The organism is Actinoplanes sp. KI2 (assembly GCF_025630775.1).
Lineage (GTDB): Bacteria > Actinomycetota > Actinomycetes > Mycobacteriales > Micromonosporaceae > Actinoplanes.
Genome location: NZ_JAOSZE010000046.1, coordinates 1 through 24256, shown reverse-complemented (window position 1 = coordinate 24256; position 24256 = coordinate 1). Strand labels below are relative to the sequence as shown.

At 69.0% G+C, this 24256-nt stretch carries 25 protein-coding genes; 12 read left to right on the top strand and 13 right to left on the bottom strand.

Annotation, left to right across the window (positions count from 1 at the left end):
* Positions 1-150: 150 nt before the first annotated feature.
* Together ODJ79_RS37270 and ODJ79_RS37265 are read left to right on the top strand one after the other, a co-directional pair.
* Positions 151-903, top strand: coding sequence for an ABC transporter ATP-binding protein (locus ODJ79_RS37270; RefSeq protein ID WP_263028388.1), 753 nt, complete (start codon positions 151-153; stop codon positions 901-903).
* A gap of 9 nt (positions 904-912) precedes the next feature.
* Complete coding sequence (locus ODJ79_RS37265) at positions 913-3342, top strand: FtsX-like permease family protein (RefSeq protein ID WP_263028387.1); 2430 nt, start codon at positions 913-915, stop codon at positions 3340-3342.
* 157 nt (positions 3343-3499) lie between these two features.
* On the opposite strand, the gene ODJ79_RS37260 is transcribed toward ODJ79_RS37265, so the two are convergent.
* Positions 3500-4378 carry a universal stress protein gene (locus ODJ79_RS37260; RefSeq protein WP_263028386.1) on the bottom strand — a complete coding sequence of 293 codons (879 nt, stop codon included), beginning with the start codon at positions 4376-4378 and terminating at the stop codon, positions 3500-3502.
* 317 nt (positions 4379-4695) lie between these two features.
* Here ODJ79_RS37260 and ODJ79_RS37255 point away from each other — a divergent pair, with 317 nt between their 5' ends.
* Positions 4696-5226: a DUF2231 domain-containing protein gene (locus ODJ79_RS37255; RefSeq protein WP_263028385.1), complete on the top strand. Its 531-nt coding sequence runs from the start codon at positions 4696-4698 to the stop codon at positions 5224-5226.
* A 320-nt stretch (positions 5227-5546) separates the two neighbouring features.
* Complete coding sequence (locus ODJ79_RS37250) at positions 5547-6341, top strand: cation diffusion facilitator family transporter (RefSeq protein ID WP_263028384.1); 795 nt, start codon at positions 5547-5549, stop codon at positions 6339-6341.
* Positions 6342-6534: 193 nt separating this feature from the next.
* On the opposite strand, the gene ODJ79_RS37245 is transcribed toward ODJ79_RS37250, so the two are convergent.
* The 3 genes from ODJ79_RS37245 to ODJ79_RS37235 all read right to left on the bottom strand — a co-directional run bounded on the left by ODJ79_RS37245 (position 6535) and on the right by ODJ79_RS37235 (position 9388).
* Positions 6535-7290, bottom strand: a complete 756-nt coding sequence (locus ODJ79_RS37245; protein ID WP_263028383.1) for an MSCRAMM family adhesin SdrC — start codon at positions 7288-7290, stop codon at positions 6535-6537.
* A 153-nt stretch (positions 7291-7443) separates the two neighbouring features.
* Positions 7444-7953 carry an FMN-binding protein gene (locus ODJ79_RS37240; RefSeq protein WP_263028382.1) on the bottom strand — a complete coding sequence of 170 codons (510 nt, stop codon included), beginning with the start codon at positions 7951-7953 and terminating at the stop codon, positions 7444-7446.
* Positions 7954-7969: 16 nt separating this feature from the next.
* Positions 7970-9388, bottom strand: a complete 1419-nt coding sequence (locus ODJ79_RS37235; protein ID WP_263028381.1) for a ferredoxin reductase family protein — start codon at positions 9386-9388, stop codon at positions 7970-7972.
* Between the two features lie 161 nt (positions 9389-9549).
* Here ODJ79_RS37235 and ODJ79_RS37230 point away from each other — a divergent pair, with 161 nt between their 5' ends.
* Positions 9550-9819, top strand: a complete 270-nt coding sequence (locus ODJ79_RS37230; RefSeq protein WP_263028380.1) for a metal-sensitive transcriptional regulator — start codon at positions 9550-9552, stop codon at positions 9817-9819.
* Positions 9820-9997: 178 nt separating this feature from the next.
* Here ODJ79_RS37230 and ODJ79_RS37225 read toward each other — a convergent pair whose 3' ends face one another.
* The 3 genes from ODJ79_RS37225 to trxA all read right to left on the bottom strand — a co-directional run bounded on the left by ODJ79_RS37225 (position 9998) and on the right by trxA (position 11832).
* Positions 9998-10756, bottom strand: a complete 759-nt coding sequence (locus tag ODJ79_RS37225; RefSeq protein WP_263028379.1) for a sulfite exporter TauE/SafE family protein — start codon at positions 10754-10756, stop codon at positions 9998-10000.
* Between the two features lie 38 nt (positions 10757-10794).
* Positions 10795-11391: a rhodanese-like domain-containing protein gene (locus tag ODJ79_RS37220; RefSeq protein WP_263028378.1), complete on the bottom strand. Its 597-nt coding sequence runs from the start codon at positions 11389-11391 to the stop codon at positions 10795-10797.
* Positions 11392-11484: 93 nt separating this feature from the next.
* Positions 11485-11832 carry a thioredoxin gene (trxA, locus tag ODJ79_RS37215; RefSeq protein ID WP_263028445.1) on the bottom strand — a complete coding sequence of 116 codons (348 nt, stop codon included), beginning with the start codon at positions 11830-11832 and terminating at the stop codon, positions 11485-11487.
* A 233-nt stretch (positions 11833-12065) separates the two neighbouring features.
* Here trxA and ODJ79_RS37210 point away from each other — a divergent pair, with 233 nt between their 5' ends.
* From ODJ79_RS37210 to ODJ79_RS37200, 3 genes are all read left to right on the top strand, one after another.
* The gene (locus ODJ79_RS37210; protein ID WP_263028377.1) at positions 12066-13451 is read left to right on the top strand and encodes an MBL fold metallo-hydrolase; all 1386 of its coding nucleotides are present in this window, start codon (positions 12066-12068) and stop codon (positions 13449-13451) included.
* Between the two features lie 8 nt (positions 13452-13459).
* Positions 13460-13828, top strand: coding sequence for a rhodanese-like domain-containing protein (locus tag ODJ79_RS37205; RefSeq protein ID WP_263028376.1), 369 nt, complete (start codon positions 13460-13462; stop codon positions 13826-13828).
* A 355-nt stretch (positions 13829-14183) separates the two neighbouring features.
* The gene (locus ODJ79_RS37200; RefSeq protein WP_263028375.1) at positions 14184-15434 is read left to right on the top strand and encodes an MFS transporter; all 1251 of its coding nucleotides are present in this window, start codon (positions 14184-14186) and stop codon (positions 15432-15434) included.
* A gap of 557 nt (positions 15435-15991) precedes the next feature.
* On the opposite strand, the gene ODJ79_RS37195 is transcribed toward ODJ79_RS37200, so the two are convergent.
* Positions 15992-16417: a hypothetical protein gene (locus ODJ79_RS37195; RefSeq protein WP_263028374.1), complete on the bottom strand. Its 426-nt coding sequence runs from the start codon at positions 16415-16417 to the stop codon at positions 15992-15994.
* A gap of 284 nt (positions 16418-16701) precedes the next feature.
* Between ODJ79_RS37195 and ODJ79_RS37190 the strand changes: the two genes are divergently transcribed.
* The 3 genes from ODJ79_RS37190 to ODJ79_RS37180 all read left to right on the top strand — a co-directional run bounded on the left by ODJ79_RS37190 (position 16702) and on the right by ODJ79_RS37180 (position 19123).
* On the top strand, positions 16702-17082 hold the full coding sequence (locus tag ODJ79_RS37190; protein ID WP_263028373.1) for a VOC family protein: 381 nt from the start codon (positions 16702-16704) through the stop codon (positions 17080-17082).
* Positions 17083-17185: 103 nt separating this feature from the next.
* On the top strand, positions 17186-17590 hold the full coding sequence (locus ODJ79_RS37185) for a hypothetical protein (RefSeq protein WP_263028372.1): 405 nt from the start codon (positions 17186-17188) through the stop codon (positions 17588-17590).
* Between the two features lie 27 nt (positions 17591-17617).
* Positions 17618-19123 carry a recombinase family protein gene (locus tag ODJ79_RS37180; protein WP_263028371.1) on the top strand — a complete coding sequence of 502 codons (1506 nt, stop codon included), beginning with the start codon at positions 17618-17620 and terminating at the stop codon, positions 19121-19123.
* Positions 19124-19257: 134 nt separating this feature from the next.
* Here ODJ79_RS37180 and ODJ79_RS37175 read toward each other — a convergent pair whose 3' ends face one another.
* The 3 genes from ODJ79_RS37175 to ODJ79_RS37165 all read right to left on the bottom strand — a co-directional run bounded on the left by ODJ79_RS37175 (position 19258) and on the right by ODJ79_RS37165 (position 21441).
* Positions 19258-19944 (bottom strand): hypothetical protein, encoded by a 687-nt coding sequence (locus ODJ79_RS37175; protein WP_263028370.1) that lies wholly within the window; start codon positions 19942-19944, stop codon positions 19258-19260.
* 135 nt (positions 19945-20079) lie between these two features.
* Positions 20080-20550, bottom strand: a complete 471-nt coding sequence (locus tag ODJ79_RS37170; RefSeq protein WP_263028369.1) for an SRPBCC family protein — start codon at positions 20548-20550, stop codon at positions 20080-20082.
* Positions 20551-20814: 264 nt separating this feature from the next.
* Positions 20815-21441, bottom strand: coding sequence for an SMI1/KNR4 family protein (locus ODJ79_RS37165; RefSeq protein ID WP_263028368.1), 627 nt, complete (start codon positions 21439-21441; stop codon positions 20815-20817).
* 422 nt (positions 21442-21863) lie between these two features.
* Here ODJ79_RS37165 and ODJ79_RS37160 point away from each other — a divergent pair, with 422 nt between their 5' ends.
* The gene (locus ODJ79_RS37160; protein WP_263028367.1) at positions 21864-22571 is read left to right on the top strand and encodes a hypothetical protein; all 708 of its coding nucleotides are present in this window, start codon (positions 21864-21866) and stop codon (positions 22569-22571) included.
* Positions 22572-22768: 197 nt separating this feature from the next.
* Here ODJ79_RS37160 and ODJ79_RS37155 read toward each other — a convergent pair whose 3' ends face one another.
* A complete protein-coding gene (locus tag ODJ79_RS37155; RefSeq protein WP_263028366.1) occupies positions 22769-23542 on the bottom strand; it encodes a hypothetical protein in 774 nt (257 codons plus the stop codon).
* A 268-nt stretch (positions 23543-23810) separates the two neighbouring features.
* Positions 23811-24224, bottom strand: a complete 414-nt coding sequence (locus tag ODJ79_RS37150; RefSeq protein ID WP_263028365.1) for a hypothetical protein — start codon at positions 24222-24224, stop codon at positions 23811-23813.
* Positions 24225-24256: the final 32 nt, after the last annotated feature.

The window sequence follows — 24256 nt, the reverse complement described above, 5'->3', positions numbered from 1 at the left end:
CACGGCCTTGGCAATGCCCGGCCATTCGCCCGCTACCGCGCCGATCATCGACTGGCGTTCACGGGAGGCTGTAGACCAGTGTTGTGGTGCCGGTCGGCCCTGCCTGTTCCGGCTTCGGTGTGGCACACCGTAGATATGGGTGGCGCGACGATGGATTTCGGCCCGGTGGTGAATGCGCGTGCCGGTTCGGAAGGAACCCGGATCGACCTGGACGACGTGTGCCGGCACTTTGCCGTGGGCGGCGGTGTGGTGCGGGCGTTGGAGCACGTGAATCTGCACGTCGATGAGTCGGCCTTTGTGGTGGTGCTGGGTCCGTCGGGGTCGGGCAAGACGACGCTGCTGAACCTCGTCGGCGCGCTGGACGCGCCGACGTCGGGCACGATCCGGCTGGCCGGGGTCGAGCTGACCACCGCGTCGCGGGCCGAGCGCACCCGCGTTCGCCGCCACACGGTCAGCTTCGTTTTCCAGAGCTTCAACCTGTTTCCCGGACTGACGGCGCTGGAGAACGTGCAGTTCGGTGCCGATGTGGCCGGGCGCGGGCGGGCCGAGTGGGTGGCGGCGCAGGTGCTCGAGCAGGTCGGTCTGGGCGACCGGGGTCGGCACTTCGCCCACCAGCTGTCCGGTGGCGAGCAACAGCGGGTGGCGATCGCGCGGGCGCTGGCCACCGGAAACCCGATCCTGCTGGCCGATGAACCGACCGGTGAGCTGGACTTCCGTACCGGCGTGCAGATCCTGGAGCTGCTGCGGGCGCAGGCCGAGACCGGCAAGACCGTCGTGGTGGTGACCCACAACCGGGAGATCTCGCGGGTCGCCGACCGGGTGATCGAGCTGTCCAGCGGCCACATCGTCGCGGACGGCCCGCCCGTGGGCGGCCGCGCCGCGCTCGCCGACCTGCACTGGTAAGGGGACGCCATGAACCGGTTCCGGTTCTGGATGCGCTGGTCCTGGCGCGATCTGCGCCGCCGGTGGCTGCTGGTCGGCGCGATCGCCCTGGTCATCGCGCTGGGCACCGGCACGTACGCCGGCCTGCTGGGCACCTCGGCGTGGCGTACCCAGTCGAACGACGCCAGCTTCACCGCAGTCGATACGCACGACTTGCGGGTCGCGCTGCCGCAGGGCAGCCACGTCCGGGAGGGAACGCTCACCGCCCTGCTGTCACGCCTGCCGCATGCCGGTGGCGTGACCGCGGCCCGAGAACGCCTTGTTGTCCCGACCCAGATAGCCGGACCCGGCGGGCTGCTGGTCACCGGCGAGCTTGTCGGCACCGATATCCGGCCCGGTCCAGCGGTCGACGGCGTCTGGATCACCACCGGCCGGGCGCTCAGCACCGCCGACGACGGCCGGCTCAATGTGGTGGCGGAGACCGTCTTCGCAGCAAAGAACGACCTGCCGGTGCCGGCTGAGCTCGCTGTCTCCGGCGGCGCCCGGTTGACGGTGGTCGGCCGCGGTCAATCCCCGGAGTACTTCCTGGTCACCGGTGCCCAGGGTGGCGGCACACCATTCCTGAGCCAGAAATCGTACGGCGTGCTGTTCGCCTCGCTGCACACTGTCCAGCGGGCCACCGGCACGGCCGATGCGGTCAACGACATGGTGCTGACCTTGCGGGCGGGCACGGACCGCGACGCCGTCGCCCGGGAGCTGCGCCACGCGCTCGACACGGCGCAGCCGCCGGTCGCGGCGACCGTCAGCACCCGCGACGACATCGACGCCTACCGCATCCTGTACGAGGACATCGACGGCGACGCCAAGCTGTGGCGGGTCGTCGCCCTCCTGGTGCTGTTCGGTGGCGCCCTGGCCGCGCTGAATCTGACCACGCGGATCGTCGAGGCCCAGCGCCGGGAGGTCGGGATCGGGATGGCGCTGGGCGTGCCATCGCGTCTGCTCGCCGTCCGGCCGCTGCTGTTCGGCGCCCAGGTCGCCCTCCTCGGCGTGGTGCTGGGGCTGCTGGTCGGCTGGGCGATCGGGATTCCGCTGCGCACTCTGTTCACCGACATGGTGCCGCTGCCGATCTGGCGTACCCCGCTGCAACTGGACGTGTTCGCCCAGGCCGCCGTACTCGGGTTCCTGCTACCGTTCGCGGCCGTGGCCTGGCCGATCTGGCGAGCCCTGCGAGTGCAACCCGTGCAGGCCATCCGCGTCGGCCATCTCGCCGCCCGCGGCAGTGGCTCGGTGCGGATTCTGCGCCGGCTGCGGCTGCCCGGACCCGGATATCATCAGATCCCGCTGCGCAACATTCTGCGGACCCCGCGCCGCAGCGCGCTGACCGCACTCGGGATCGCCGCCGCGATCACCACCCTCGTCACCGTCTTCGGCTTCCTGGACACCTTCCGCGGCACCCTCGACGGGGCCGGCGACGAACTCCTGCACGCCGCACCGAACCGGGTGGCCGTCACGCTGGACACCTTCCAGCCGCTGGACGGCGACGTGGTGCGGCAGGTCACCGCGCTGCCGCAGGTCGCCGCCGTCGACCCGGGCCTGCTCGCGGCCGGCACCGCCCACGCCGGCGGCCGCCAGATCGACCTGGCCGTCGAGGTCCTCGCTGACCACGCCGCCTGGACCCCGACCTTGACCACCGGCACCACGCACGGCGGCATCATCCTGGCCGGCAAGGCCGCCCGGGATCTGGGCGTGCACGTCGGCGACACCGTCACCGTCGAACATCCCCGAGCCACCGCCGCCGGCCTGCGCACTGTGCAGACCCCCATGCAAGTCGCCGGTATCCACCCGAACCCCATGCGGATGCTCGCCTATCTCGATCAGGACTCCGCCGCCGCGTTCGGCCTCACCGGCACGACCAACCTGCTGACCGTCACCCCGGCGACCGGCATCGGCCCGGAGACGGTACGGCGCGCGCTGCTGGCGGTCCCGCATGTCGCCTCCGCCCAGACCGCCCAGGCAGCGACCGACGGCATGCAGGCCAGCCTCGACGAATTCGTCGGGATTCTCCAGGTCGCCGCCGGGGTCACCCTCCTGCTGGCCCTGCTGATCGCGTTCAACACCACCACCATCGGAGTGGACGAACGCGCCCGCGAACACGCCACCATGCTGGCGTTCGGCCTGCCGCCCCGCACCGTGCTCGGCATGACCACCGTCGAAACCGTGCTGGTCGGCGCGGCCGGCACCGTCGCGGGCATCCTCGGCGGATACGCGCTGCTGCGCTGGCTCACCGCCACGACCATCCCGTCCGTGCTGCCCGAGATCGGCGTGACCGCCACACTGTCCGCACGGACGGTGGGCGAGGCCCTCGTCCTGGGCGTGCTCACCGTCGCCGTCGCGCCGCTGTTCACGCTGCGCCGGACCCGCCGCATGGACATTCCCACCACCCTCCGCGTGATGGAATAGCGAGCCCACGATGCGCTACATCCGGTATCCGATGAACAGGATTACCAGGGTGACAAGCCACGCGACGCCTTTGCGGACGTTGCGCGCGCAGAGATGCGGCCGAGCCGGACCTGGGTTTACCAGCCTATGCGGGGTCCCGGTCTGCTCGCGCCGAGAATCAGTTCGCCGGTTGCGGGTGCGGGACGATGGCCACCGGGCAGTCGGCGTGGTGGAGGACAGCTTGGCTGACCGAGCCGAGCAGCAGTCCGGTGAAGCCGCCCCGTCCCCGGCTGCCGACGACTACCAGTTGCGCGTGCCGCGTTGCCTCGATCAGCGCTGGGCGGGCGCCACCGCGCACCAGCTTGCGCTCGACCACTACGTCCGGGTACTTGGCCTGCCAGCCGGCGAGCGCTTCGGACAGCAGCCGCTCCTCGTCGTGTCCCAGCTCGGACACGTCATAGACCAGCGGCAGCATGTCACCGGGACCGGTGGAGACCGGATGCGCCCAGGCGTGCTCCGCCACCAGGGGAACACCGCGCAGCGCGGCCTCCTCGAAGGCGAATCCGACGGCCGGGTCGTTGGCGGAGGAGCCGTCGACGCCGAGCAGCACCGGCGATTCGCGGTCGGCCTCGCCGCGGGCGACGAGGATCGGGCACGCGGCGTGGGCGGCCATTTGCACCGCGACCGAGCCGACGAGCAGGGCACCGAAGCCGCTGGCCCCACGATCGCCGACCACGACCAATCGCGCGGTGCGCGAACAGTCCCGAAGGACCGTACCGGCCTGCCCGGTGATGATTTCTCCGTCGATGGGCAGATCGGGAGCCATCTCATGCGCGTGGCGCCAGGCTTCACCCAGGATGTTCTCCGCGTGGGGACGAAGCCAGCCCTCCGCCGGGAACTGTGGGTACGGCGAAGCTAACGCGTGCACCAGGCGCAGGCCACACCGGCGCAGGACTGCCTCCTGGGCGGCCAGATCCACGGCGGCCAGGCTCGGTACGGACCCGTCCACGCCGACGACGACGGGAACGGCATTCACTGAACGATCGCGTGCGCGCATGACGGCCTCCCATCACGTTCAGCCTGCGGCCGCGCCCGACCACGTCGGTAGGGGCGCACGACCCTCTTACGGCCAGAACGAGGTTCGTTCTGGGCCAACGCCTCCGACCGTCGGCGCCCGGCGATCAACACGGACAGTGGCGGCGCACCCAGCCGTGGGCAGGAGGTTTGCTGTGAGGACGCGACGCGATGTGTCGTTCCCGCGCCGCCTGCGCCCGCGCCCGCATGTGAGGCTTTTGCCGTTATCGCGCATTTTTCAGGATAATGCGGTCGTAGGATCGGGCGACGGCACGCGAGCGCTGTGGTGAAGGGATCCGCATGTCGACGATCAATGGACTGCCGGCCCATATTCTGCTGGTCCACGCGATCGTGGTGCTGCTGCCGCTGGCGGCCACGCTGCTCGTGGTCACCACGGTGTGGCCGGCGATGCGGCGCCGCCTCGCGGGGCCCAACGTACTGCTCGCCCTGGCGGTGCTGGCCCTTGTGCCGGTGACCACAGACGCGGGCGAGTGGCTGGAACAGCGGGTGCCGCAGACCCCGCTGTTGCACGACCACACCGAGCTCGGTGACACCGCGGTCTGGGTGGCGCTGCCCGTGGCGGTCCTCGCGCTGTTTGTCTGGTGGCGTGGTCGCGAGGCCGACAACGGTGTCGCCCCCGTGGGCGGTCGTACCTTTCTGGCCCCTGGCTCGGCGGTGGTGACCCGCATCGTCGTCGCTGTGGCGGTCGTAGCCGCCGGCCTTGGGATCTATGACGTCTATCGGATCGGTGACTCCGGCGCGAAGGCCTCGTGGACCGGCCAATTCAGCTCCACGCCGTTGCCCGGCGAGGGGCGAGACGACGGCGACTGACCCGAGGCGGCCGGACCGTATGCTCGGCGCGTACGGCCCATGCTCGTCGCCCACCTCGTCGCGGACAGGCGACCCGTTCACCGCCGGGACATCGGAAGCACTGGGACGAGCCGGCAACGCGGTGGCCGTCATGTGCGGGTCAGCCTGATGGTGGGACGAGACAGGGACGTGACGTCCATGAGCGCAGCGACTGGTAAGGCATTGGATCTGCGGCGTTACGCCTGGCTGTCGATTGCGGCCGCGGTCCTGACGATCGCGTTGAAGTCGCGTACCTGGTCACCGGCTCGGTCGGGTTGCTGTCGGACGCCGCGGAGTCGGTGGTGAACCTGGTGGCGGCGATCATCACGCTGGTCGCGTTGACGGTAGCGGCGCGTCCGGCCGATGCCAGTCACCACTACGGTCACGGTAAGGCCGAGTACTTCCCCGCCGGCGGTGAAGGCGTGATGATCTTCGTGGCGGCAGGGGTGATCCTGGTCAACGCGGTGCGGCGATTCATCCATCCCGTGCCCCTGGACAGCCTCGGGCTCGGCGTGGCGATCTCAGGCTTGGCCACCGTGGTGAACGCGGCGGTGGGGCTGCTGCTGATCCGCGTCGGCCGCCGGGAGCGCTCGGTCACCCTCACCGCTGACGGCAAGCATCTGATGACCGACGTGTGGACCTCGGCCGGCGTCCTCGCCGGTGTCGTCCTGGTCGGCGTCACGGGCCGGCAGCGCCTGGACCCGGTCGTCGGCGCGGTCGTCGGGATCAACATCCTGGTCACGGGCGGCAGGCTGGTCGCGCAGTCGGCACGGGCACTGCTGGACCAGTCCCTCGGCCCGCAGGAGTTGGCCGCCGTGGTGGCGGCGCTGGATCGGTTCCGGTCGGCCGAGGTGGGCTTCCACGGCCTGCAGACCCGCGAGTCCGGGCGGCGCCGGTTCGTCTCGATGCACGTGCTCGTGCTCGGCGCGTGGACCGTGCAGGCCGGGCACGACCTGGTCGAAGAGGTCGAGCGGGCGATCCGTGAAGCACTGCCGGACACGACCGTGCTGACCCACCTCGAACCCCGGGGAGGACCCCCGCGCGTACAACGACTACGCCTTCGAGGGCCACCCCGATCCGTCTATCCAACCGGATGAGTCACCCAGCAGCAGGTGACCCTCGGCAACACGTCCTAAACTAAGCGGCGCAGACGAGGCTGATCTCGTCGGTGACCGGCGTTGCGGCGCCGTTGCCGTCCTCGCCGTCTTCGACATCGATTTTGTGCACGAGCCGGCCGGGGACGAGATCGGCGGCCGTGGCCGGGGCCGGGCACGCGGCCGACTCGTGGTTCTACTTGATCTCGGTCCGGTCGGTCACGATGACGGTGATCGTCATCCCGCCGACGGTGTCGACGACGAGTGTTCCGCCGGTGGCGTCGAACGAAGTGATGGTGCCGCTGTTCTCGTGGCCGTCGTTGACGCCGTCACCGTTGCTGTCGCCCTTGCGAGGATCGCTGCCGTGCCGGTATTCGTTGTGGTCGCTGACGCCGTCGCCGTCGGTGTCCTCGTCGCCGTCCTTGACGCCGTCGCCGTTGCTGTCGGCCTCGGTCGGGTTGTCGCCGAGGTCGAACTCCTCGTGGTTGGTCAGCCCGTCTCGGTCGGGGTCCTCGTCGCCGTCGGTGACGCCGTCGCCGTTGCTGTCCGCGGTGCGCGGGTTGTCGCCCATGACGTACTCCTGAGCGTTGGTCAGCAGGTCGCTGTCCGGGTCGGCGGTGGCATCGGCCCGCAGCGGATTGATCCGGTTGCGGACCTCCCAGCCGTCCGGCATTCCGTCGCTGTCGGTGTCGGCCCGGCGAGGGCTGGTGCCGGCCCGGTACTCGCGCAGGTTGGTCAGCCCGTCCTTGTCGCGATCACCGACGGCGTCGTTGCGGTGCGGGTTCAGGCCGTTGGCCCGTTCCCACTTGTCCGGCATGCCGTCGTGGTCGCTGTCGCGGGACGCCGACAAAGAGGACGCACCGGCCGCCGAAGCGGCACCGGACATCGGGAAGGCGGCGGCCGCGGCGGCCACGACGGCCACAGCGATCCGCAGGTTACGGCGGTGATTCATAGCGATTCCTTCCTGAACCATCCGGGACGCATACCCCCGGGCGTATATCTGACTGCCACGTTAGCGAGCGGGAAGGACTCCGACCTGCCCTGGTGGCTCGTGCAACCGGATCGCTCCGGATTCGCTCCCAGGCTGCCGAACGGGGTCGGGCGGTCAGCCGAGGTGCGCCGCGTCCAGCGCGGACTGCAGCGACCGCAGGTAGCCGCCGCTGGTCACCGTGGCGCCGCTGACCGCGTCGACTCGGGCGCTCTGCGCGGCAAGCACTTCGGCGCGCAGCTTCGGCAGGGCGTACGCGTTGATTTGGTCGTCGGTGGAATTTCCGGTCGGGTGCTGAAGCGCGCGCACGTTGACGATCGTGTTGCCGGTGATCGTGACCCGGACCTGGACCGGGCCCCGCTGGGTCTGCGCGACGGCGCCGTCGACGGTCAGGGTCCGGGTTGCCGGGGCTTTGGCGGCCGGCGACGCGGACCGGCGGTGGGTGCCATGGGTGGGCGCTGCGCTGTTGGCCGCGACACCGCCCGGGACGGGCACGATGTGCGCTCCAGCCGCGTCGACCTGGGTGGTTGCATCGGCGGTTGCGACGTTGCCGAGGCTGGTGCGGTAGCTGAACAGCATGACCACCGCCGAGATCGTGGAGACGATCCACAGTGTCACTCGACGCATTGTTGCCTTCCTTTCGTCACCATGCGAATTCCTCGCTGTGGATCAGTTCGTCGGCCATGCCGGCATTGCGCAGGCTGGCTCGGACCGTGGCCATCCAGGCCGGCGGTCCGCAGAGGTACGCCTCGCGGCGGGCCACATCGGGCACCAGATGGCGCAGCGCCGACGCGTCGTCGCCGGCGGCGTACTGGGCCGGCAGCCAGGAATCCGACCGGCTGCGACCGCCGTCGAGATAGACCACCCGGACGCCGTAGCGGCGGGCCAGGTCGTCGAGTTCGGTCCGGAACACCGCCTCGGCGTGCGTGCGTACCCGGTAGAGCAGGGTGGCGCCGACCCGGGCCGGGCCGAGTTCGTCGAGCAGTGCCCGCATCGTCGTGATGCCCACCCCGGCGGCGATCAGAAGAGGTGGGCGCCCGGTGGCCTTTGCCGCGGTGAGCGTTCCGTACGGGCCCTCGATCAGCACCCGAGTGCCCGGCCGCAGCGAACGCGCCCGCCGGCTGCCGTCGCCGAGGTCCTTCACGGTGATCCGCAGCAGGTCCGGGCGGGGGCCCGCGGAGAGCGTGTACGGGTTGGCCCGCGACCAACCCGGCCCGTCCAGAAAACGCCACAGGAAGAACTGGCCGGCCCGGACCGGCAACCGGTCGAGGCGGTGGCCGCGCAGGTAGACCGAGACCACCCCGGGCGCCTCGGCGACGACCTCGGCGACCCGCAGCCGGTGATATGCCGAGCGCCACAGTGGCAGGCCGAGCCGGAACATCAGCACCGCGGCCAGCGCCGCGCCGTACAGGCTCCACCAGTAGAGCCGGGCATAGGGCGAGGTCACGAAGTCGGCGCCCGTCCACAACTGGTGGGGCAGCGCCAGCCCGACCCCGAGGTACGCGTACAGGTGCAGCAGGTGCCACGACTCATAGCGCAACCGGCGGCGGGCCGCCCGGACGGACAGGACCACGACCGCCACGAGCAGGCCGGTACCCGCCGCGGCCAACAGCATTCCCGGGTACGTGGCCACCAGGTCCCAGCCGGTGGACAGCAGCCCGGACGGGCCGGACTGGGCATATCCGACGGTGATGAGCAGCACGTGCGCCACCATCAGCCAGAACGAGGCGAAGCCGACCATCCGGTGTCGGCGGGCCAGCAGATCCTGGCCGTAGGCGCGCTCGACCCACGGGATCCGGGCCATCAGCAGCACCTGCAGCAACAGCAGGTCCGAGGCGATCAGGCCGGTCAGCCGGCCGACGCTGGTCGCGGTCGCTCCCGGGCCGGCCAGATGGCGGATGCCGCCGTTGGCCAGCCACAGCGCGATGACCACCGTCACGCTCAGGATCGTCGCGGCGCCGGCGACATCGCGCCGCCAGCGCCCGGGCGCCGGCGGCGGACAAAGCATGGTTGCACCGGCCAGGTGGACCCGGCCGGTGGCTGACGTGTACGTGGAGGTCACCGGGCAAGCTTGCGGGCCCAAGATTGGGAAAACTCGAAGAATCCGCAGGTAGCAGCGCTGTCCGGGGTTGCTGCCGACGCCTCCGTACGCGTCTCGGGTCACAGCACGGCCGATACCCGCCCGGGTATTGTTGGAGGCCACGACAGGAATGAGAGTGGGATATGGAACTCGACGCTGCTGCGGTAGGCGATGTCATCAAGCGGCTGCGCCGCGCCGAGGGCCAGATCCGTGGCGTGATCGCCATGCTGGAATCCGGCCGCGACTGCGCCGAGGTCGTGACCCAGCTCGCCGCCGTATCGCGGGCGCTCGACCGGGCCGGCTTCAAGATCATCGCGACCGGGCTCCGGCAGTGCGTCACCGCCGAGGAGACGGGTGAGGGCCAGAAGTTGGATGTGGCCCAGCTGGAGAAGCTGTTCCTCTCCCTGGCCTGAAGCGACACGAACTGGCGGCGCCGAACTGGCGGGTGCGTAGCCCGCGGAAGTCGACTTCAGCCGGGCGCAACCAGTCCAAGATCGCTGCAACGACGGCGAGTCTTCGAGTCCGCTGTCGTCCCGGCAGCCGCTTCGCCCGTCTCCGCATGAGGTTATGACGCCGTGCGGGGTGGCTTGGTCAGATCGTGCGGATGACGACGAAGGCGGCGACGCCGAAGACGAGGTAGGCGAACAGGCGTTGCAGGCGGCGGGTGGGTACTCGGGTGGCGAGCCGGGCGGCCGCGAGGGATCCGGCGATCGCGGTGACGGTGAAGGCCGTGGCGATTGGGTAGTCGATCGGGGCGTCGCCGGCGTGCGCGGCGAATCCGGCGGCCGAGTTGATCACGATGATCAGCAGTGAGGTGGCGACGGCGGCGGGCATGTCCAGGCCGAGCAGCAGGACCAGGGCCGGGATGATGAGGAAGCCGCCACCGACGCCGAACAGCCCGGTGAGGAAGCCGACCGCAATCCCGGTGCCGATGGATTTGGGCAGGCAGCCGCGCCAGTTGACGCCGCCGCCGGGCAGGGCGCAGTCACCACCCGCGTCACCGGTCTCGCGCAGCATCCGCAGTCCCGCCGCCACCATGAGCGCGGCGAATCCGATGAGTACGAGGCGCGGGTCGAGCAGGTGGTTGACGGCGGCGCCGGCGAACGCGGCGAGGGCGCCGGTGCCGCCGACGATGCCGGCGATGCGCCATTGCACCAGGCCGGCGCGCAGCCGCGGAAGCAGGGCGGCGGCCGAGGAGATACCGACGACCAGCAGTGATGTCGGTACGGCCGCGGCGAGGGGCTGGCCCGCGCCGTAGACCAGCGCGGGGACCGCGAGGATGGACCCGCCGCCGCCGAGCAGGCCGAGCAGCACGCCGATGAGGGCGCCGAATCCGACCGCCGCGGTCAACGCGGGTCCCTGGAGTGGCCGTTGGTCCGCATGGCCGCCTACCTGAGGTTGTCGGTCAGGGCGGCTACGACCTGGTCGAGGTCGGTGCGGGGGCCGCGGTTGTAGGGCAGTCTGGATAGCAGCATGCCCATGGCGCAGGTGTTGGTGAGCGCGGCGACGGCGAGGCCGCCGCCGATGAGCGCGGCGATCCATTTGGCCGGCTCGAACGCGATACTGGCCAGCACGGCCAGCAGGACGATGCCACCGGCAACAAGGCGGACCTGTCGTTCCAGGTCCCAGCGTGGGATGCCGGTGGTCACCGGCGCGCCGGCGGCCTGCCACGCGGTGATGCCGCCCTGCAGGATCCGCAGGTTCGGCAGGCCGGCGACGCGCAGGCCCTGTTCGGCCTGGGTGGCGCGTTGCCCGGAGCGGCAGACGAGCACGACCTGCTCGTCGAGGTGGTGGCGTAGCTCGTCGCGGTGTTCGCGCAGCAGGTCCAGCGGCACGTTGTACGAGCCCGGTACATGGGCGGTTTCGAACTCCGCGGGGGTACGCACGTCGATCAGCCGGGGCGCGGTACCGGCCGCGACGAGCTCTCGGAGGGTGGCGACATCGAGCGTGGCCGGGCCGTTGCTGCCGGTGGTGTCGTTGCTCATGGGGGTGGGGTTCTCCTGAGTCTCGCAGGCGCGTGTTCGTCCTGAGGGTGTCCGGGTCGCGGGGCGAATCAGGGCCTCGAGGCGGCAGTGCGCTCAGCGAGGACCGCGAACCTCGTCCATGTCGAGGTCCCGGAAGCTCTGGATTACCTGCTCGAGTGCGGCGGCCGGCAACGCGCCAGGCTGGGCGAAGACCAGCACACCGTCACGGAAGACCATCAAAGTCGGGATCGAGCTGATCCGGGCAGCCGCGGCCAAATGATGTTCGGTCTCGGTGTCGACCTTGCCGAACACGACGTCCGGGTGCTGCTCGCTGGCGCGTTCGACGACCGGCGCGAAGCTGCGGCACGGCCCGCACCACGCCGCCCAGAAGTCAACCAGCACGATCGGGTTGTCGGTGACCGTCTGCTCGAAAGAGCCCTTGGTCAAGGTCACGCTTGCCATCATCGCCTCCACGGGCTGTCGGGATTCGCTACTCCCAATATACCCCCGGGGGTATGCATGCGGTTCGCTGTGAATCAGTCCATACCTCCGAAGCTTTGTCGCTCCCGGCGCTGCCCGCTATCGTCGGCTCAGATACCCCAGGGGGTATCCGATAATAAGGGTGGCGGCCTCGCACCCCACCCGCCACCCGGGCAGCCAAACGGTCGCTCGGCGAAACCTCGAAAGGGCCGCGCATGTTGTTCATGCAGTACTACCTCGACTGTATGTCGCAGGCGTCATACCTGATCGCCGACGAGAGCACCTGCCAGGCCGTGCTGGTCGACCCACGCCGCGACATCGCCGAGTACCTCGCCGACGCCGACGCACATGGGCTGAGCATCGAAGGGGTCATCAACACCCACTTCCACGCCGACTTCGTCGCCGGGCACCTGGAAGTCGCCGCCGCCACCGGAGCCTGGATCGGCTACGGACAGCGCGCCGAGACGGAGTACCCGATCCGCAAGCTCGCCCACGGGGACCGCATCAGCCTCGGCGAGACCACCTTGGAGATCATGGAAACCCCGGGGCACACCCCGGAGTCGATCAGTGTGCTGGTCTACGAACACCCCGGCGACACCGTGCCGTACGGGGTGCTGACCGGCGACGCGCTGTTCATCGGCGACGTCGGCCGACCGGACCTGCTCGCCTCGGCCGGTGTCACCGCCGACGAACTCGGCCGCATGCTCTACGACAGCGTGCAACACAAACTGATGGGCCTACCGGATGCAGTACGGGTCTTCCCCGCGCACGGCGCCGGATCCGCCTGCGGCAAGAGCCTGTCCACCGAACGGCAGTCCACCGTCGGTGAACAACGCCGCACCAACTACGCCTGCGCCCCGATGGACGTCGAGCAGTTCCTCACCCTGGTCACCGGCGGACAACCGGCCGCCCCCAGCTACTTCGCCTACGACGCCGCCCTCAACCGCCAGGCCCGCGCCCTGCTCGACCACTCGAGCGGACCCCGCGCGCTCAGCGCCGCCGAGTTCACCGCCGCCCGCACATCGGGCGCCCTGGTCGTCGACGCCCGCGACCCGCAGGAGTACGCGGCCGGATACGTACGCGGCTCGCTCAACATCCCGGCCGACGGCCGCTTCGCCGAAACCGCCGGCACCGTCATCGCACCCGGCCGGCAGCTGTTGGTCGTGGCCGCCCCTGACCGGGCAGCCGACACCGTTCTGCGCCTGGCCCGCGTCGGCTTCGACACCGTCGCCGGATACCTCGCCGACCCCGAAGCCAGCCTCGCCGATGTGGCAGACCAGCTGACCCAGGCCAGCCGGCTCACCGTGCCCGACCTGCACACGGCACTGCAGCAGCCGGTCCCGCCGCTGGTGCTCGACGTGCGCAACGCCAGCGAACGCGACACCGGCGCCATCGCCGACGCCCTGCACATCCCCCTCGCCGAACTACCCCACCGCCTCGACGAGATCCCCACCTACCGGCCCGTCGTCGTGCACTGCGCCGGCGGCTACCGCTCCTCCGTAGCCGCCAGCCTGCTCCGCGCCCACGGCCACCCCGACGTCTCCGACTTGATCGGCGGCTACAACGCCTGGCACACCATGCTGCACCCCACCAAAGCGTAGGAAGCAAGATGACCCCACGACCACGCGCAGCCGCCACGCTCGCCATGAGCGCAAGCCTGATCACCGCCGCAACCGGCTGCACCGACGCCGGCCCGCCCATCGCCGGCCAGGCCGCCGCGCGGACGCTGATCGACGTACGCACTCCCGCCGAGTTCGCGGGCGGACATCTGCGGAACGCCCTCAACATCGACGTACAGTCGCCCACCTTCACGTCGGACGTCGGCCGGCTCGACCGGTCCGGCAGCTACCTCATCTACTGCCGGTCCGGCAACCGGGCCGAATCCGCCATCACCATCATGCGCACCTTGGGCTTCACCGACCTGATCAACGGCGGCGGATACGACCAACTCAAGTCCACCGGCGTCCCCACCGCCTAACCACCGTCCCCACCTAGGAGATTCTCATGTGCCGATCAGTACCATGCCGCACCTGCGGGAAGACCACCTGGGCCGGCTGCGGCCAGCACGTCGACCAAGTAATGCGCGACGTGCCCAGCGGTCAGCGCTGCCCCGGACACACCGACGAGGAACCGGCGCCGCCCCGCGGACTCTTCGGCCGGCTCTTCGGCCGCTGAAGAACCCAGGCACCTACAGCGAACATCATGCCCACGCACCCACACCGGCCGCGGCGGCCGGGCCAGCTCCAACACCCCGGCCGCCGCGGCCAGCCCGTCCTCGCCGACGGGCCGGAAGACCCGGCCATCGCCACGCGCGCCAGCCCGGCCGGTGCGGCATGACCGCCACCACCACCGCACCCGTACGGCTGGGGCTGCGCGCCAACCTGGCGCAGTTCTCCTTGCTGGTCGCGGTCAACGCCCTCGTCGGCGGTCTGCTCGGGCAGGAACGCACGATCCTGCCGGTGCTGGCCGAACGGGACTTCCACCTCACCGCGTACACCGCGGCGCTGACCTACATCCTGGCCTTCGGCGCCACCAAGGCGATCACGAACTTCTTCGCCGGCACCCTGTCCGACCGCCACGGCCGCAAACCCGTCCTGCTCGCCGGCTGGCTGATCGGCGTACCCGTACCCCTGATGATCATCTGGGCGCCGTCCTGGGGATGGATCGTCGCGGCCAACGTGCTGCTCGGCGTCAACCAGGGCCTGGCCTGGTCGACCACCGTCATCATGAAGATCGACCTCGCCGGGCCGGCACGGCGCGGCCTGGCCATGGGCCTGAACGAGGCCGCCGGATACCTCGCGGTCGCCGGCACCGCCCTGGCCACCGGATGGCTCGCCGCCGAGCACGGACTACGTCCCGCACCGTTCCTGCTCGGCCTCGGCTACGCCGGCGTCGGCCTCGGCCTGTCCGCACTGTTCGTCCGGGAGACCCGCGAGCACGCCGGCGCTGAAGCCGCCCACCACCAGGCCGTTTACGGCGACCACCACGGCGACCTGCGCACCGGTCAGGTCGCGGCCTTGGTGTCTTGGAGGGAACCGGCGCTGGCGTCGGCAAGCCAAGCCGGCCTGGTCAACAACCTCAACGACGGGCTGGCCTGGGGCCTGTTCCCGCTGCTGTTCGCCACCGCCGGCCTGTCGCTGACCCGGATCGGGGTCCTGGCCGCGCTCAACCCCGCCGTCTGGGGCCTCGCCCAGGTCGTGTTCGGACCCGCCTCCGACCGCTACGGCCGCAAGCCCTTCATCGTCGCCGGAATGCTAGCCCAGGCCGCCGCCCTCGCCGCCGTCGCCGCCGCCACCTCGTTCACCGCCTGGGCCCTCGCCGCCATCCTGCTCGGACTCGGCACCGCCGCGGTCTACCCGACCCTGCTCGCCACCCTCGGCGACGTCGCACACCCGACCTGGCGCGCCCGCGCCGTCGGCGTCTACCGCCTCTGGCGCGACGGCGGCTTCGCCATCGGCGCCATCCTCGCCGGAATCATGGCCGACCTGGCCGGCATCCGCGCCGCCGTGTGGGTCGTCGCCGCCCTCACCGCCGCCTCCGGGCTACTGGCCTGGGCAAGGATGTACGAAACCCACCCACGCTGACCCCATCATCAAGCCACGCGAGCGCCGCACACCGCCAGGCAGGGCCAGCCTGCCACCTCGCCTGCCGACGAGCACGACGTCCTCGACCGAATCCGCGCCCGGAAGCCGCTGGTGTCTGATGCGCGGTCGGCCGGGTCGCCGCCTGCACGGTCCCCGCCGGCAGCGCCCACGCATCGTGGCCGAACTGCGCGACGGCCTCAGCGAGGCAATCACCGGCCGCCCGTGCAGCCGGAATGTAGCCCTCGAGCGGGGCGGCCGCCGCCGCGATCACCTTCGTCGGCGACCCGAGGCAGGTCGCCGACGAAATCTCCGACGCCGACCATAAGTCGGTTCAAGCTCACTACCCAGGGGCGGGCATTGCCGCACAGAGTCGACCCCCTTGTCGGTCTTGCCGGCGGCGACTCTGCTCTGGTTCGTCAATGGCTGGCAGCGCGGTAGCACCCGTACGATTCAGCTATCACACGTGTCGCTCGCTATCTGAGCTGGCGGCAGAGGCCCGCCAAGGTGCGCGGATTTGTTGCGATGAGGAGCCCTACTAACCTCGCCGATCCCGCCTCTCACCGGGCGCGCGCGCCAATGGAACGCAACTTCAGCTCGAAGCCATGGATGGCCGCCACGTACGCTTCCAGCGCGGCGCTCCATCTGTCCGATTGGTCGAAGGCGTTCCGCAATAAGCGATGAAGATTTCGTAGCTGCTCGACATCGGCCAGCAGTGGCTCACTTCCAGGCGTAGCCGCGAATCTTGTTCCGACGCGATAGCGGTCCGCGCTGCCTTTGTGGACGTTTGCCAGAGGAAGGCCTGCGTCGTGGGCTTCGATGAGGTCTCCCGCGAGCTGGTGATGGACAGCGAGCAGCTCGGCGCCGTTGTCCAGCAGGCGCTGGAGCTGGATCTTCCGCCACTCGTACCGTCGTCTGACGATGTCGGTGAGAACGACGAGGAGTCCGCCTATCAGGACGCCGACCAGCGACGTGAGGGCCTGCATGGTTTCACTGTCGGCGACGCGGTCAACAGCTACCAGCAATGGTCAGAAGTCGGTCCATGGCGGCGCGGATGCGGGCTTCGGGCCTCGTTGCGGATCCACCACGCTTGCGGTGGTTACCCTGCCGCCGGTCGGCGGACTCCTCAACGAATAAGACCTCCGGAGAGTCGTGCGCGGAGGTGTCAGACCGCGAAACCCCGTACCGCTCGTGCAGGCCCGGTACCGAGAGTGACCTTCGAGGCACCGGATCGCGGCTAGATCCGTGCGGCGACGTTAGGCTACTCGTCATGGCCAGCCGAGTAGGGGACATCGTCGTCGACTGCAACGACCCGGAGCTGCTGGCGTCGTTCTGGTCAGCAGTGCTCGGCTACCGAATCTTCGCGCGAGACGAGAGCGGAGTGGCCATCCGAGGGGCTACGGTCAGTCCGGACATCTTGTTCATCCGGGTGCCCGAGCAGAAGCGCACAAAGAACCGCCTGCATTTCGACGTGTGCCCTACCGATCGGGCGCAGGAGGACGAGCTGACCCGGCTGCTGGATCTTGGAGCGAAACGGTCGAGCATCGTCGGCAGCGGTAGCTGGGTGGTCATGGAGGACCCGGAAGGCAATGAGTTCTGCCTGATGTCCAAGCGGATCGCGAAGGAACCGGCGCCGTTCCACGACGCGTAGCGAGCCGCGACGCACTCAACTCAGATTCGGATATCGCCAAGGTCGCGGACCGTTACGCCGTGTAGTTGTTGATCTGGCTCAATGCGGCGGTCCCCTCGGTGCCATGCCCGACGCGGTGGTGCTCAGCCTCCTGATCCAGCTGCGCCGCAAAGGTGGCCAGCGTCTTCGGAGCTGGTGTGGCGTTTTCGGTGATTGCTGGTGTGTCGGCGTGGCTGTCCTCCGCAGGGGTGACGGCATGGCCGTGGCCAGTGTGGGGTGGGTGAATGTCGTCGAGGAGGGCGTGGTTCTGGTCGGCTTGCGGGTGGTATCGGTGGGGGAGCAGCCGTTTCTTCTGGATCGCGGTGATCGGTATGCCGTCTCCTGCGTCGTCGTCTTTCTCGTCTGGTGGTGGTTCGTTCGATGCCTGGGTGCAGGCGTCGGTAACGACTCGGCGGCGTGGCCGGTCGCCCGGGAAGCCCGGCCCTGGCCTGTTGCGGTTCGCTTTCTATGGGCGGATTTCGACGATTGAGTATCAGGATCCGGTGTCGTCGCGGGCGTGGCAGATGAGGCGGCGGGTCGGGTGGTCGCGGGCCGTGGCCGGATCGTGGTGGAGTTTTTCGACGTTGGTGTGTCGCGCAGTGTGCCGTGGCCGCGACGTGCGCAGGCGGCGGCGTTGTTGGCTGCGGCGGCGGATCCGGACCGCTGTTTTGACGCGGTGGTAGTGGGTGAGTTCGAGCGGGCGTTCGCCGGCGATGAGGCGCCGGTGCTGATTGCGTTGCTGGAGTCGTTTGGGGTGCAGGTGTGGCTGCCGGAGGCGCGTGGCCGGATTGATCTGGGCGAGCCCGAGGATCGGGCGTTGCTGCGGATGCTGGGGCATCGGTCGGAGTACGAGGTCTTGCGGAATCGGTTTCGGACCGGTGCGGCGATGGCGGCGCAGGTTCGGGAGCAGGGCCGCAACGTGGGTGGGCGGCCGCCGTACGGGTATCGGCTGGTGGATGCGGGCCCGCATCCGAAGCTCATGCATGCGGCCTGGGGCCGGCGCCGTCATCGCCTGGATGTTGATCCGGTGACGGCTCCGCATGTGCGGTGGATTTTCGAGCGGCGCCGGGAGGGGATGAGTATGGCGGCGATCGCCCGGTCGTTGAACGAGCGGGGTGTCGCGTCGCCGGGCGTCTATGACCGTGAGCGGAATCGGCATCGTGTCGGGTCGGTGTGGACGCTGCGGACGGTGGCCGCGATTGTGGAGAATCCCCGGTACACCGGTCGGCAGGTGTGGAACCGGCAGTTCACCGATCATCGGGAGGCGGTTCCGGGGGACAGGCGGTCGAGCCAAGGGCCGGCGCGGGTCTGGAATTCGCGTACCGATTGGGTGATCTGCGAGGAGCTCACCCACCCGCCGCTGGTCAGTGACGACGACTTCCTGGCGGTGCAGCAGATCACGGCTCTGGAGAAGCCGGAGGACGGGCGGGCGCGGCGGTATCCGTTCCGGGGTTTGCTGGTCTGCGGGGTGTGCGGGCGCCGGTTGGAGGGTCACTGGGTGAACCGGCGGGCGGCGTACCGGTGCCGGCACGGCCGCACCAGCGCTCATCCGCGCGATGCCGACGGGCCGCGGTGGGTGTACTGGTCACAGGCCCGTCTGACCGAAGCGTTCGCCGGTCTGGATGCCGATCTGGCACAGCCTGGTGATCCGGACGGTGCGGCCGCGTATCTGCGCGCCCGGGACGCCGTCGTCGTGTGTGGCCCGCGCACGATCGCGATCGAGAATGCAGTCCTGGACGAGGAGGGCCCTGTCGAGCCGAGGCAGGAAGTCGGCGCCGTTCAGCTTGAACTCCCGTTGCCATCGCCGGGGGTCCGGGTGCGGGGCCGAAAGAGTCTCCGGAAGCCGAAAGCCCGAAGCCGAGGACGGCGTCGGAAAGGCAGAACCCCCAGCCAAGACCGACGTCGTAGGACGTCAAGATCTTTCTTGGGGGTTAACGTGTCCGGCCGATGCGATTGCGGCTTCTGCGATCAGACCGAAACAACGCGGTCACTTGAAGGACCCGAGCGAGCCTCGTGCCCTTGACCAGCCGGTGGGCGCTCAACCGTAATCGCCCGCCGGGAGCACGGCAGCACGGCAGCCCTGCCCCGGACCCGGCGTGAGCGCCGCGTTCTCTCGGCCAGATGCGCGCGCACCGGACGCGTGCTGATCGATCTGTGTCACAGCATGTCGAGCACGGTCTCTACCCGTGCCGCCAAGACGGGATCCATGGTGCCCTCGACACGGACGCTGACGACTGCGCTGCCCGGCGATCGCGCCAGCCGGACGTTCAGTGGGGGCGCACCCGCCAACGGGTACTCGAACCAGGCATCGGTCGATTCGTCGTCGGTGTCGTCCAGCGCACCGATCAAGGCGGCTTCGTCCAGCCCGTCGTAAGGATAGCCGATGTAGGCACTGATCTTGCGAAACAGCTCGACAAGGTGATCCTCGAAGACCCACCCGGCGACCGATGGCACATCCCCGCGGCGGTCCGCGGCCGCGGTCGCCGCATCCGATCCGGGTCGAGGCGACACGAGCCGTTCTGCTTGCGGGTCGTAACAGTCCAGCCCATGCAAGCCGGCCAGGGCAGGCAGAGCGTCCACAGCCTTCCAGTGAAACGGCAGGGTGAGCCCCACGAACCGGTCCGCCAGGTCGGTGCGTCCCCAGGGCTGCCGCCGGCCCAGGTCGGCGTGCCACGGGCTGATCATGTCAGCCAGCTCCGGCCACCGGCGTAGCAGCTCCGCGCGGAAAGCAACAACCCGATCATCGGGTACCAGCGCCTCGGCCCGCTCCTCGGCAAGCCGATCAGCCAGCCGGCCCGGATCGTGCCCCGTTCCCGAGGGCCAGAAGTACAGGTCGTAGCTCACCCGCAGCAAGATAACGATCGTGCGAGAGCGGCGCATCCCGGCGCGAGCTGGTGCCCGCCGACGAGGCGAGCCGTGACGGTGCCGAGCAGATGCGAGGCGGCGCGAGCGCGCGCTGTCCCAGGTGGTCTGGGGTCCTCAGATTCGGTCCGCGTACGCCTCGGCCACGCGTTTGATGTGAGCGGCGCGTTGCTTGAGCAGCCGTCGTAGGTACGGGGCGAGCAGGAGCCGGGTCACCACCGCCCCCACTAGCCCGAGTGGCGCGTCGACGGTCATGCGATCGGTCATCTGCGTCCCGGCATCCCCCAGGTCGTGGAACAGATGCTCATGACGCAACATGCGGAATGGGCCACGGGTCTGCTCGTCGACGAACAGATGCGGACGGTCATGGACGGTGATCCGGCTGACCATGCTCCAGTATCGGCCCAAGTGACGGGCGTGAAAGGTGACCTCGTCGCCGAGCGCGAGCCGCCGCCGGCCGGTGCTCGTTGTCGCCGTCTCCTGGCTGCCGGGCAGTGAAGCGGCATGCACATCCACGTCGAGTTCCAGGTCGAAGATCACCTCCGGAGCAGCCTTCACGACCGTCACGATCTCAACCACCGCGGGCACGTCGGCAGCATAGACCGACATTCCAGGACACCAGCGTCTCGGCCAAAGGTAGTACACGCGCTCGCCGGTCCACGAGCACCGACAGTGACCGCCACACCGAGCGGCGCGCGATGACTGCGGCATGAGCGCGAATCCACAAAAGCAATGGCGGGCAGGTGGCTTTCATGGCGTGGATGCAGATCCGGCCCGGGTGGGTGGAGCTGGTCTACGCATCGGTCGCCTCAACGGCGAGCAGTGAAACATCGACCGTACGCTAGGCAGCGGTCAAGCCATGGCACGCTCGGAAGCGTCGAGCCATTGCAGATACCACGCTGCGAACGTCACCGGCGTCACCCCGCCCGGCCCGACGAGCGGACGCAGGTCGATCTCGTCGACTCGCGGGTCGTCCCACATCTGCCCTCGAGCGGGACCGCTGACCACCAGCCACGTGCGCTGCGCACACCCGATGTGCTCCAGGCAGATCGCGCCGGCCGTCGACGCGTCGTCCCACAACAGCGCGACGACGCGCTCGTCGTACGCCTGCATCGCGATGTCGAACGTGTCCAAATCGTCGAAGTCCGCCTCATCGGGACAGCCCTGCCGCAGCTCGGCGAGCGCGGCCGAACCGATCCGCTGCACCGGGAAAGGCATCGCGAGCAGCGGCACGCTCGTCAGGTCGGCGCCGTCGCCGTGCCAGCGCCAGATCCCGGCCGGCTCGCGGCGGACCGGAAAGACACCGTACGTGGGACCCGCGCCACCGGCACCCACCTCCGTGAGGAACGAGCGATACTCCTCTGGCAGGGCCACGCCGAGGTATCCCTCGAGATCGTCCAGCTCATCGGCGGACAGGGCTGGTTCTAGCAGGAATCCGTGTCCGGATGCGCCAAAGACCCGTCCGTCGCCGCCGCGCACGCGCAGCGCCTCGACCCGTTGCCGTACGCCCGTCCAAACCGACACCGGGCCTCCTCGTCGTACTCGTGGCCGCTCGAACCGCCAGCAGAATAGGTGTCCGATCTCAGCCGAGCCAAGATCTTCGACCCGTCCACTTCCCGCCGCATGACGAGCGACAGCGCATGGCCTCGGGAGTCTTCCTCAAGCTGTCCCCAGCGCTGGGAACGAGGCACTATCCGGCAGGGGAACTCCACCGGCAAGATACACATGGTGACCCAGTTACCTCGGCATGCTGGAGAGCCGCACGTACCACCTGGGCTCCGCGCATTATCGGCGGCCGATCAGTGCTTTGGCCACAGACGTGACTCAGCGGTCGCACCACCGACCTCGCGATTGTCCGAAACACGCTCGCAGGTAGAACGAAGTTCACCTATGGTCGCAAGGTGCAGATCTATGTCGACGGCCCGGATGGACATTTCACGCCACTCGAGGGCGAGGAGCTCGAACGCGCGAGAGAAGCACTGTGGCGAAGCGACCTGATCTCCTTCGCCGATAAATACGTAGACCAGGATCTCTGCATGGAGCACCCTGCCTTCGATGAGTTCTACCGCAGGCTCTCGGCGCTTGTCTGGCTCCACCGCACGGTTGATCAAGGAGTCGAGGCGATCTCCGCTAAGCATGCACACTCAAAGCGGACCGGAGATCATCGCATGTCGGGCTGGGCCGGCGAGTGCGACATGCTACTGGATGACGAGATCTATCTCAGGGAAGACCTCCTAAAGATCAACTCGGGGGCGTTGATAGCGAGTTGCGCTGCAGCCCTGGAATCACTGGCCAGCGCTTTGCTTGATCGGGTTGAGGATCGCTCGCTACGTCGGCAGGGATTGCAGCGGAAGATAGAGGCAATCTTGGAACGATGGCCGGACGTCGACGATCCGGATGGGATCAAGCAGGAAGTTAAATGGATAGCGGATCGCCGCAATGCGTTCGCGCATTCATTACTTGATGAGGTTGATGTCTCGGAGCGCATTCGGAAAACTTGGACATTCGATCCGGCAGCGGTTGAGGAGGCCTTTGTTCGAGTAGGGTCGGTTGCTGGTCGTCTCGCGGAATGTTGGCTAATAGAATCAGACTCGGCCGTTGAAACCTGACCGCTGGGGGTGCCTTTCCCCGATCTGTATCCTCCGGCTTGAGGTGCAACCGCATCTCAAACCCAGAAGCACTCTTCTCGGCTAGATCCGGGCGTCCGCGGGCAAGCTATCCATCACCCTCTGGAGCTGAGGGCTCTGGTGGTGTTACAGCAATGCCACCCGTGCCGGAAGATCAATTATAGGCTCCGGGGCGGCCGTCAGAGCAGGACTAGGGCGCTCAGGATGGTCGGGTCGGCCTCGACGACGTCGCCCGGAGGAGGGGCCGTGATGGCGGCTGGCGTCCCGTAGTCGGTGAACCGGAAGATCGTGGGTCGCGTGGGGTTCTTCGGGTCGGCGTAGAGGTCGATCTCGGCGAAGCGTCCTTGATCGTCGAGGGTGGCGCTGACCTTCAGATCCTTGCGGGTCGGGTGGGACGTGTACGGCGACTGCGTGATGGTGCGGGTGCCGGTGAACGTACGGTCGCCGGTCTTGGTGACGCGTTTGGCCTGGAGCGCCGGATTAGCCAGGTTCCACGGGAACTTGTCGTTGAACACGACGGAGTACTCGCGGCCGTTCAGCAGCGGGGTGTGCGCCCAGCCGCCCGCGTTGAGGCGCTCGAGAATGGCGGGATCGATGAACGTGGAATCCGGAAGTTTGCCGGTCACCTGCACGTACAGCTCGGTTCCGACTCGGCGTACGACGTAGTACTTGCCGGTGATCTCCCAGTTTCCGGTCTTGGCGTCCACCGTGCCGGTATAGCCGTACAGGTCACCTCCGGTGTCCTGGGCGAAGTGCGCGGACTCGGTGCCGAGCCGGGCTTTCGCCGCGGCGAAAGCCTGCGCGGGATCAGCCGGGATGCTGACCGCCGGCACCGGGGACGGGCTCGCGACGGGCGCATGGTCCGCGCTGGTGGAGCAGCCGGCCGCTCCCGCGAGCACCATCGCGCCCGTGATCATCAGCCGCCGTGTCCACATCCTGATGCCTTGTTTCATGGTCATGAGGGTGATCACTGTAGCGGTGTCGCCAGGCCCTGCGCCGGGTAGACCGCCAAGGGGATGTCGCCGCCGACACGCAGTCCGGATTCGTCGTCAACGTGCGCTCCCGTCAGCGTGATCAAGCGTGCGCTCATCGGCCATGAGCGGTCCCCAGCGGTCCTCGACGTCCGTCACGCGCGGTGACTATCCAGCGGCAGGCGCACACGATCGGCGGCATGAGCGTGCACCCACTACCGCGGCACCGCATGAGCGCGGCAATGACCACTCAGGGCAAGCGCCGGTCTGCCCGGTCACGTAGGGAGCCGGCGCGGAGGTCCCGCAGGAACGCCCGCACGTCATCAAGTCGGCGCTGGGTTAGTTCGGTGAGCCGTTCGCTGAACTTGGCCGGGTCCAGGTAGGCAGAGAGCCCGGAACGGTAAGCGGCCTCGAGTAGCTCGACCCCGAGGTCGTAGTCGTGGATGCCCGGGTTGGATGAGACGGTCCAGACCCGCTCGTCCGGGCCGATCAGCCAGGCACCTCCGGGCTCCGGCCTCCCCGCGTCGTCTACACAGACGCCCGACCACAACACTCCGTCTCCAGCCGGCGTAACACGGAACGAGTGCCCCTCTGGCGGCTGTCCCATCTTAGCAGCCATGACGGCGACGGCGCGCTCCGAGTCCAACTCGATGTGTTGATCCATGGCAGCAACGGTAGGCGCCGGGCGCACTCAAC

Coding starts and splice junctions, on each gene's coding strand:
- ODJ79_RS37230 (WP_263028380.1), top strand. CDS start 9,550: ATGGAACTCGACGCTGCTGCGGTAGGCGATGTCATCAAGCGGCTGCGC.
- ODJ79_RS37210 (WP_263028377.1), top strand. CDS start 12,066: ATGTTGTTCATGCAGTACTACCTCGACTGTATGTCGCAGGCGTCATAC.
- ODJ79_RS37220 (WP_263028378.1), bottom strand. CDS start 11,391: ATGAGCAACGACACCACCGGCAGCAACGGCCCGGCCACGCTCGATGTC.
- ODJ79_RS37200 (WP_263028375.1), top strand. CDS start 14,184: ATGACCGCCACCACCACCGCACCCGTACGGCTGGGGCTGCGCGCCAAC.
- ODJ79_RS37195 (WP_263028374.1), bottom strand. CDS start 16,417: ATGCAGGCCCTCACGTCGCTGGTCGGCGTCCTGATAGGCGGACTCCTC.
- ODJ79_RS37150 (WP_263028365.1), bottom strand. CDS start 24,224: ATGGATCAACACATCGAGTTGGACTCGGAGCGCGCCGTCGCCGTCATG.
- ODJ79_RS37240 (WP_263028382.1), bottom strand. CDS start 7,953: ATGCGTCGAGTGACACTGTGGATCGTCTCCACGATCTCGGCGGTGGTC.
- ODJ79_RS37190 (WP_263028373.1), top strand. CDS start 16,702: ATGGCCAGCCGAGTAGGGGACATCGTCGTCGACTGCAACGACCCGGAG.
- ODJ79_RS37270 (WP_263028388.1), top strand. CDS start 151: ATGGATTTCGGCCCGGTGGTGAATGCGCGTGCCGGTTCGGAAGGAACC.
- ODJ79_RS37155 (WP_263028366.1), bottom strand. CDS start 23,542: ATGAAACAAGGCATCAGGATGTGGACACGGCGGCTGATGATCACGGGC.
- ODJ79_RS37260 (WP_263028386.1), bottom strand. CDS start 4,378: ATGCGCGCACGCGATCGTTCAGTGAATGCCGTTCCCGTCGTCGTCGGC.
- ODJ79_RS37265 (WP_263028387.1), top strand. CDS start 913: ATGAACCGGTTCCGGTTCTGGATGCGCTGGTCCTGGCGCGATCTGCGC.
- trxA (WP_263028445.1), bottom strand. CDS start 11,832: ATGGCAAGCGTGACCTTGACCAAGGGCTCTTTCGAGCAGACGGTCACC.
- ODJ79_RS37255 (WP_263028385.1), top strand. CDS start 4,696: ATGTCGACGATCAATGGACTGCCGGCCCATATTCTGCTGGTCCACGCG.
- ODJ79_RS37185 (WP_263028372.1), top strand. CDS start 17,186: ATGCCCGACGCGGTGGTGCTCAGCCTCCTGATCCAGCTGCGCCGCAAA.
- ODJ79_RS37245 (WP_263028383.1), bottom strand. CDS start 7,290: ATGAATCACCGCCGTAACCTGCGGATCGCTGTGGCCGTCGTGGCCGCC.
- ODJ79_RS37205 (WP_263028376.1), top strand. CDS start 13,460: ATGACCCCACGACCACGCGCAGCCGCCACGCTCGCCATGAGCGCAAGC.